Source organism: uncultured Sphingomonas sp., assembly GCF_946477935.1.
Lineage (GTDB): Bacteria > Pseudomonadota > Alphaproteobacteria > Sphingomonadales > Sphingomonadaceae > Sphingomonas.
Genome location: NZ_CAMLAC010000211.1, coordinates 1 through 6,390 on the forward strand (window position 1 = coordinate 1; position 6,390 = coordinate 6,390).

Below are 6,390 nucleotides of genomic sequence, written 5' to 3' on the forward strand. Positions count from 1 at the left end.
ACGTGGGGGCAGGGGCGGCGGGGGCCGCCTGAGTCGCGGGCGTACGGGCCAGCGACGTATCGATCTGCGGGGCGGCGCGCGTCGCCGCATACACCGCGAGCACGATCGAGAAGCCGACGAACAGCGTTGCCAGCACCGCGGTGGCGCGCGTCAGGAAGTCGGCCGCGCCACGTGCCGACATCAGCCCCGACGGGCTGCCGCCCATGCCGAGTCCGCCACCCTCCGACCGCTGCATGAGGATCACCGTGACCAGAGCCGCGGCGATGATGGCGTGAACGACGAGCAGGAAGGCGAACATGGAGGGCTGGATTTCCCGGGCAAAGCTTGTGTGTAACGGCACGCACATAGGCGAGGGGTCGCCGGCGATCAACCGGGGGAACGACCGGCAGTGGGCGGCGCGATCCGCCACCTTCCTGTCACGACCATGACGCAAACGCAGCGATTCGACGGAAACCTGCCGTGCCAAGCGGCGTTATGACTGCGAAACAACGCCCGGCAAACGCCCGGAACAGCTAGTGGATTCGCGAACGTGGCAGCACCTGTCGAAGCCCAGTCGCTGGCGGTATGGATGACCGCGCTGGTGGATTATGTGCGATCCGGTGAACCGGACCTGACCAATCGGCAGATGGCCCTGTTGATGGTTGTATATCTGCGCCCCGGCCCGCATACGGTGCGCGGTCTGGCGCGCTGTTTGAACGTGTCGAAGCCGGTGGTGACGCGTGCCTTGAACAGATTGGGCGCCCTCGGCTATCTGCGCCGCCAACGCGACGACAGCGACAAGCGCAACATCTTCGTCGCTCGCACATCTGAAGGGGCGGACTTTCTTGAAGAATTCGGGCATTTCATCGGTGAAGGCGACGCCCCAGCCCGGCACGGCTCCGTCCCGCAAGGCGTTCCAGCTTAGCGGGCCGACCATTCGGCTGGACCCGCGCACCCATGCGGTGCGCGGCGATCTGGCGGACGTGCGCCTCGCCGAATACGTATTCGCCCCCCATTATGCCGCCCCGGTGCTACGCACGTTGCGGCAGGCGACGGCCTTGCGCGCCGCACGGGAGAGGACAAGCGAAGTGATGGCCGAACTGGAAGCCGGCACCCGCTTCGAGGTGCTGGAAGTGGCAGGCGGTACGGCCTGGGGGCTGGCGGCCGGGCAGGGGCTGGCCGGCTATGTCGATGCCGATTTGCTGGACGAGGCGGCATGAGCGCGACCGTTTTCATCGACGGCGCCGCGGGCACCACGGGTCTGGAAATTCGCGAGCGGTTGGCGGGACGCGGCGACCTATTGGTCGTGACGCTGCCCGAGGAGCGGCGCAAGGATGCCGCTGCACGGGCGGAAGCGTTGAACGACGCCGATTTCGTGATCCTGTGCCTGCCCGACGATGCCGCGCGCGAGGCGGTGTCGCTGATCGCCAACGACCGGACGCGGGTGGTGGATGCCTCCACCGCGCACCGGGTGGCGCCGGGCTGGGCTTACGGCTTTGCCGAACTGGAGCCGGATCAGGCGGACAAGATCGCGCGGGCGCGGTTCGTATCCAATCCGGGCTGTTATCCCACTGGCTTCCTGGCGCTGGTACGGCCTCTGGTGCGCGCCGGACTGGTGGCGGCCGATGCCGCGCTGTCGGTCTATGCGGCGTCGGGCTATTCGGGTGGCGGCAAGGCGATGATCGCGGAATATGAGGCGCCGGGTGCCTCGGCATTCCGTCCGTACGGCCTGGGATTGGCGCACAAGCATATCCCGGAGATGCAGGCGCATGCCGGGCTTTCGCAAGCGCCGATCTTCGCGCCGGCCGTGGTGCCGACCTATCGGGGCATGGTGGTGGAGGTGCCCCTGTTCCTGACGGCGGAGTGGGACGCGGTGGAGGATGCGCTGGCCGGCGCCTATGCCGACAGTCCGCTGGTATCGGTGGCGAGCGGCGAGATCGGCGCGATCGGCATCGAGGAAAATGCCGGAACGGATCGGATGACCTTGCGCCTGTGCGGCAATCGCGCCACGGGGCAGGCACGGCTGGTCGCGACGCTCGACAATCTCGGCAAGGGTGCCGGGGGGGCGGCAGTCCAGAACCTAAACATCATGGCCGGGCTGGACTCGGTCGCAGGGCTAGTCCTGTAAGGAGACACCATGACGCGCAACCCCGTGGGCAAGCTTCTGCTGTTCGGTGCGACCGGCGATCTGGCGCAACGCATGCTGCTGCCGTCGTTGTACGGCCTCCATGCTGATGGCCTGTTGCCGGATGGGTTGACGATCACGGGCACTGCGCGTTCCGACCATGACGATGCCAGCTTCCGCGCATTTGCCGCGCATGCGCTGGACACGTTCCTGCCTGCCGACCGCAAGGACGAGGGCGCGATCAAGGGTTTCCTGGAGCGGCTGCAATATCAGGCGCTCGACGCGTCCTCGATGGAAGGCTTCCCGGCGCTGGCCGAAAAGGTCGGCGATGTGTCCGGCGGTCTGGCCATCTATCTGTCGACCGCGCCGAGCCTGTTCGAGTCTACGATCAAGGGACTGGAATCGGTCGGACTGGCGGGCGCGACGGTGCGCATCGGGCTGGAAAAGCCGCTCGGCTATGATCTGGAATCGTCCAAGGAGATCAACGACGCGGTCGCCTACGCCTTTCCCGAGGAGCGGACGTACCGTATCGATCATTATCTGGGCAAGGAAACCGTCCAGAACATCCTGGCGCTGCGCTTCGGCAATTTCTTCTTCGAGCCGATCTGGAACGCGCACGGCATCGACAATGTGCAGATCACCATTGCCGAGACGGTCGGCCTGGAAGAGCGCGCGGGCTATTATGAAAGTGCCGGTGCGCTGCGCGACATGGTGCAGAACCATATCCTGCAACTGCTGGCGCTGATCGCGATGGAGCCGCCGGCGCGCTTTGACGGCACCGCGATCCGCGACGAAAAGGCCAAGGTCTTCCGCTCGCTGCGTCTGATGGAGCCGCAGGAGGTGCCGCACGTGACCGTCACCGGCCAGTATGGCGACGGTGCGGTGGGTGGCAAGATCGTCAAATCCTATGCCGAGGAACTGGGCAAGCCGTCCTCGACGGAGACCTTCGTCGCGATCAAGGCGCATGTCGACAACTGGCGCTGGCAGGGCGTGCCCTTCTACCTGCGGACCGGCAAGCGCATGGCGACGCGGCGCAGCGAGATCGCGATCCAGTTCAAGCCGGTGCCGCATTCGATGTTCGCCGGGCGCGGCGGCCTGCTCCAGCCCAACACGCTGATCATCCGGTTGCAGCCGGAGGAGTATATCCAGTTGCTGGTCATGGCCAAGGAGCCGGGGCTGGACCGCGAAGGCATTCGTCTGCGCGAGGTGCCGCTGAACCTGTCGATGGATGCCGAATTTGCCGGCAAGCGCCGTCGCATCGCCTATGAACGGCTGCTGCTCGACCTGATCGAAGGCGACCAGACGCTGTTCGTGCGCCGCGACGAGGTGGAGGCGCAGTGGGCCTGGATCGATTCGATCCGCGCCGGCTGGGACGCCAATGCGATGAAGCCGAAAAGCTATGCCAGCGGAAGCTGGGGACCGTCCGCCGCGATCGCGCTGACCGAGCGTGACGGCGTGACGTGGCAGGATGATTGATACGTTGCCGGCTGCGCCAAGCGGCCGGCGGCGGATGTACAAGGACAGGATATATGACCGAGATCGAATGGTGGGATTATGAGGACGCGGCCGAGATGGCCGACGCCCTTGCCGGCGATATCCAGTTCATCATCGAGGCGGCGATCGACGCTCGCGGCGCGGCGGTGATCGCGCTGGCCGGCGGCAAGACGCCGCTGCCCATCTATGAAAAGCTGGTGAAGGCCAAGCTGGACTGGAAGCGGGTGACGATCCTGCCGACCGACGAGCGCATCGTGCCGCTGGGCGACCCGCTGTCCAACGTCACCGCGCTCGGCAAGACCTTCATCCCCAAGGGCGCGCGGGTGATCCCGATCGTGCCGGCGGCGACCGAGGACTATAAGGCGGCGGGGCGCTCGGCCGATGCGTTGTGCCAGGACCTGCACTGGCCGCTGGACCTGTGCCTGCTGGGCATGGGCGGTGATGGGCACACCGCATCGATCTTCCCCGGCGCCGATTTCGACGAGGCGCTGAACGGTCCCAAGGAGCGGCGCGCGCTGGGCGTGATGCCCGATCCGCTGCCGCCCGAGGCGCCCGTGGCGCGCGTCACGCTGAGCCGGGCGGGGATCGCGTCGGCGCGCGCGCTGATGATCGCCATTTCGGGTGAGGCCAAGAAAAAGGTGCTTGAGGACGCGATCAAGCAGGGGGCATCCTCCGCCTATCCGATCGGCCGGGTGCTGGCCGAGGTGGAACTGCCCGTCGACATCCATTGGAGCCAACAGTGACGCTGAACGCCGCCGTCTCCGCCGTTACCGACCGCATCATCGAACGGTCGCGGCCGGGCCGCCAAGCCTATCTCGACCTGATCGCGCGCGAGGCGGCGACGGCGATCCGCCGGCCCAATCTGGGCTGCGCCAACCTGGCGCACGCCTATGCGGGCACGGACGAGGACCGGGAGGCGATGAAGGCCGATCGCGGCATGAACATCGGCATCGTCACCGCCTATAACGACATGCTGTCCGCGCATGCCGTCTATTACCGCTATCCCGAGCTGATGAAGGTCTGGGCGCGCGAGGTGGGCGCCACCGCACAGGTCGCGGGTGGCGTGCCGGCGATGTGCGACGGCGTGACGCAGGGTTATGCCGGCATGGAGCTGTCGCTGTTCAGCCGCGACACGATCGCGCTGGCGACCGCGGTGGCGTTGTCACACGGCACGTTCGAGGGTGCAGCGCTGCTCGGCATCTGCGACAAGATCGTGCCGGGCCTGCTGATGGGCGCGCTGCGCTTCGGCCATCTGCCGATGATCCTGATCCCCGGCGGTCCGATGGCGACCGGCCTTGCCAACAAGCAGAAGGCCGCGGTGCGCGAAGCCTATGCGGAAGGCAAGGCAACGCGCGAGGAACTGCTCGATGCGGAGATCGCCGCCTATCACGGCAAGGGCACCTGCACCTTTTACGGCACCGCCAACACCAACCAGATGATGATGGAGGTGATGGGCCTGCACATGCCGGGCGCCGCCTTCGTCAATCCGGGCACCAAGCTGCGCCAGGAACTGACCCGTGCCGCCGTCCACCGGCTGGCGGGGACCGGGCATCGCGGCGAGAACTGGCGTCCGCTCGGCCACTGTGTGGATGAGAAGGCGATCGTCAACGCCGCGGTCGGCCTGCTCGCCACGGGCGGATCGACCAACCACCTGTTGCATCTGCCCGCCATCGCGCGGGCGGCGGGGATCATCATCGACTGGGAGGATTTCGACCGGTTGTCGGCCAGCGTGCCGCTGATCGCGCGGGTCTATCCCAATGGCTCTGCCGACGTGAACGGGTTCGAGGCGGCGGGCGGCATGCCCTTCGTGATCCGCGAACTGCTCGGCGCCGGACTGCTGCACGGCGACATCATGACGGTGGCGGGCGACGATCTGTCGGCTTACGCGAACAAGCCGGTGCTGGACGAGGCGGATACGCTGGGCTGGATGCCGGTGGGCGACAGCGGGGACGAGACGATCCTGCGGCCGGCGGCGGCGCCGTTTTCGGCGGACGGGGGGATGCGGATCCTGTCGGGCAATATCGGGCGCGCTTGCATCAAGGTGTCGGCGGTCGAGCGGGATCGCTGGGTGGTGGAGGCGCCGGCGCGGGTGTTCACCGACCAGGCGGACGTGCTGGCGGCGTTCAAGGCGGGCGAGCTGGAGCGCGACGTGGTGGTCGTCATGCGGTTCCAGGGGCCACGCGCGAACGGCATGCCCGAACTGCACAAGCTGACCCCGCCGCTGGGCGTCCTGCAGAATCGCGGGTTCCGGGTCGCGCTGGTCACCGATGGCCGCATGTCGGGCGCGAGCGGCAAAGTGCCGTGCGCGATCCACCTCAGCCCCGAGGCGCTGGGCGGCGGGCCGATCGGCCGTATTCGTGACGGCGACATGATCCGCCTGGATGCGGTGGCGGGCACCCTGGATGTGCTGGTCGATGACGCCGAGTGGGCGGCACGGCCGCTGGCCGATGCACCGCCCGCCGCGAGCGGCATGGGACGCGAGCTGTTCGGGCTGTTCCGCAGCCATGCCGACGAGGCGGAAAAGGGCGCGTCCGCCGTTCTGGCCGGCGCGGGGCTGTAAGAAGAGGCTGCACGCACGTCCCTGGCACGGCACGGCCGGGGATGTACGCGCGGCGGCGAGGAGGGGAGAGGATCAATGGAAGTCGTAGCCGTCGATATCGGAGGCACCCACGCCCGCTTCGCCATTGCCGAGGTGGAAGGCGGCCGCGTGGTGAGACTGGGCGAGGTCAGCACGCAGAAGACGGCCGAGCATGCCTCGCTGCAAACCGCATGGCAGGCATTCGAGGCGGAGG

At 67.5% G+C, this 6,390-nt stretch carries 8 protein-coding genes; 7 read left to right on the forward strand and 1 reads right to left on the reverse strand.

Annotated features, from left to right (window positions below; all coding sequences use genetic code 11):
• Positions 1–298, reverse strand: a 298-nt coding sequence (gene secG, locus Q0U08_RS16490) for a preprotein translocase subunit SecG (protein WP_298092694.1), incomplete at its 3' end; no start/stop codon positions are given.
• Between the two features lie 270 nt (positions 299–568).
• Between secG and Q0U08_RS16495 the strand changes: the two genes are divergently transcribed.
• The 7 genes from Q0U08_RS16495 to Q0U08_RS16525 form a co-directional block, all read left to right on the forward strand.
• Positions 569–904 (forward strand): MarR family transcriptional regulator, encoded by a 336-nt coding sequence (locus Q0U08_RS16495; protein ID WP_112382913.1) that lies wholly within the window; start codon positions 569–571, stop codon positions 902–904.
• A complete protein-coding gene (locus Q0U08_RS16500; RefSeq protein WP_298092686.1) occupies positions 849–1,199 on the forward strand; it encodes an SH3 domain-containing protein in 351 nt (116 codons plus the stop codon). Before Q0U08_RS16495 ends, Q0U08_RS16500 begins: the two co-directional genes overlap by 56 nt.
• Positions 1,196–2,107, forward strand: a complete 912-nt coding sequence (argC, locus tag Q0U08_RS16505; protein ID WP_298092688.1) for an N-acetyl-gamma-glutamyl-phosphate reductase — start codon at positions 1,196–1,198, stop codon at positions 2,105–2,107. The genes Q0U08_RS16500 and argC overlap by 4 nt, the downstream gene beginning before the upstream one ends.
• Positions 2,108–2,116: 9 nt before the next feature.
• The gene (gene zwf / locus Q0U08_RS16510; RefSeq protein WP_298092689.1) at positions 2,117–3,580 is read left to right on the forward strand and encodes a glucose-6-phosphate dehydrogenase; all 1,464 of its coding nucleotides are present in this window, start codon (positions 2,117–2,119) and stop codon (positions 3,578–3,580) included.
• Positions 3,581–3,633: 53 nt separating this feature from the next.
• On the forward strand, positions 3,634–4,341 hold the full coding sequence (gene pgl / locus Q0U08_RS16515; protein ID WP_298092691.1) for a 6-phosphogluconolactonase: 708 nt from the start codon (positions 3,634–3,636) through the stop codon (positions 4,339–4,341).
• On the forward strand, positions 4,338–6,158 hold the full coding sequence (edd, locus tag Q0U08_RS16520; RefSeq protein WP_298092692.1) for a phosphogluconate dehydratase: 1,821 nt from the start codon (positions 4,338–4,340) through the stop codon (positions 6,156–6,158). Before pgl ends, edd begins: the two co-directional genes overlap by 4 nt.
• 75 nt (positions 6,159–6,233) lie before the next feature.
• Positions 6,234–6,390: glucokinase (locus Q0U08_RS16525; RefSeq protein ID WP_298092695.1), on the forward strand; the 157-nt coding region annotated here is incomplete at its 3' end.

What these genes read in the sequence shown, in the direction of transcription:
- Q0U08_RS16495 (WP_112382913.1), top strand. Translation starts at nt 569, where the DNA reads ATGACCGCGCTGGTGGATTATGTGCGATCCGGTGAACCGGACCTGACC.
- pgl (WP_298092691.1), top strand. Translation starts at nt 3,634, where the DNA reads ATGACCGAGATCGAATGGTGGGATTATGAGGACGCGGCCGAGATGGCC.
- zwf (WP_298092689.1), top strand. Translation starts at nt 2,117, where the DNA reads ATGACGCGCAACCCCGTGGGCAAGCTTCTGCTGTTCGGTGCGACCGGC.
- argC (WP_298092688.1), top strand. Translation starts at nt 1,196, where the DNA reads ATGAGCGCGACCGTTTTCATCGACGGCGCCGCGGGCACCACGGGTCTG.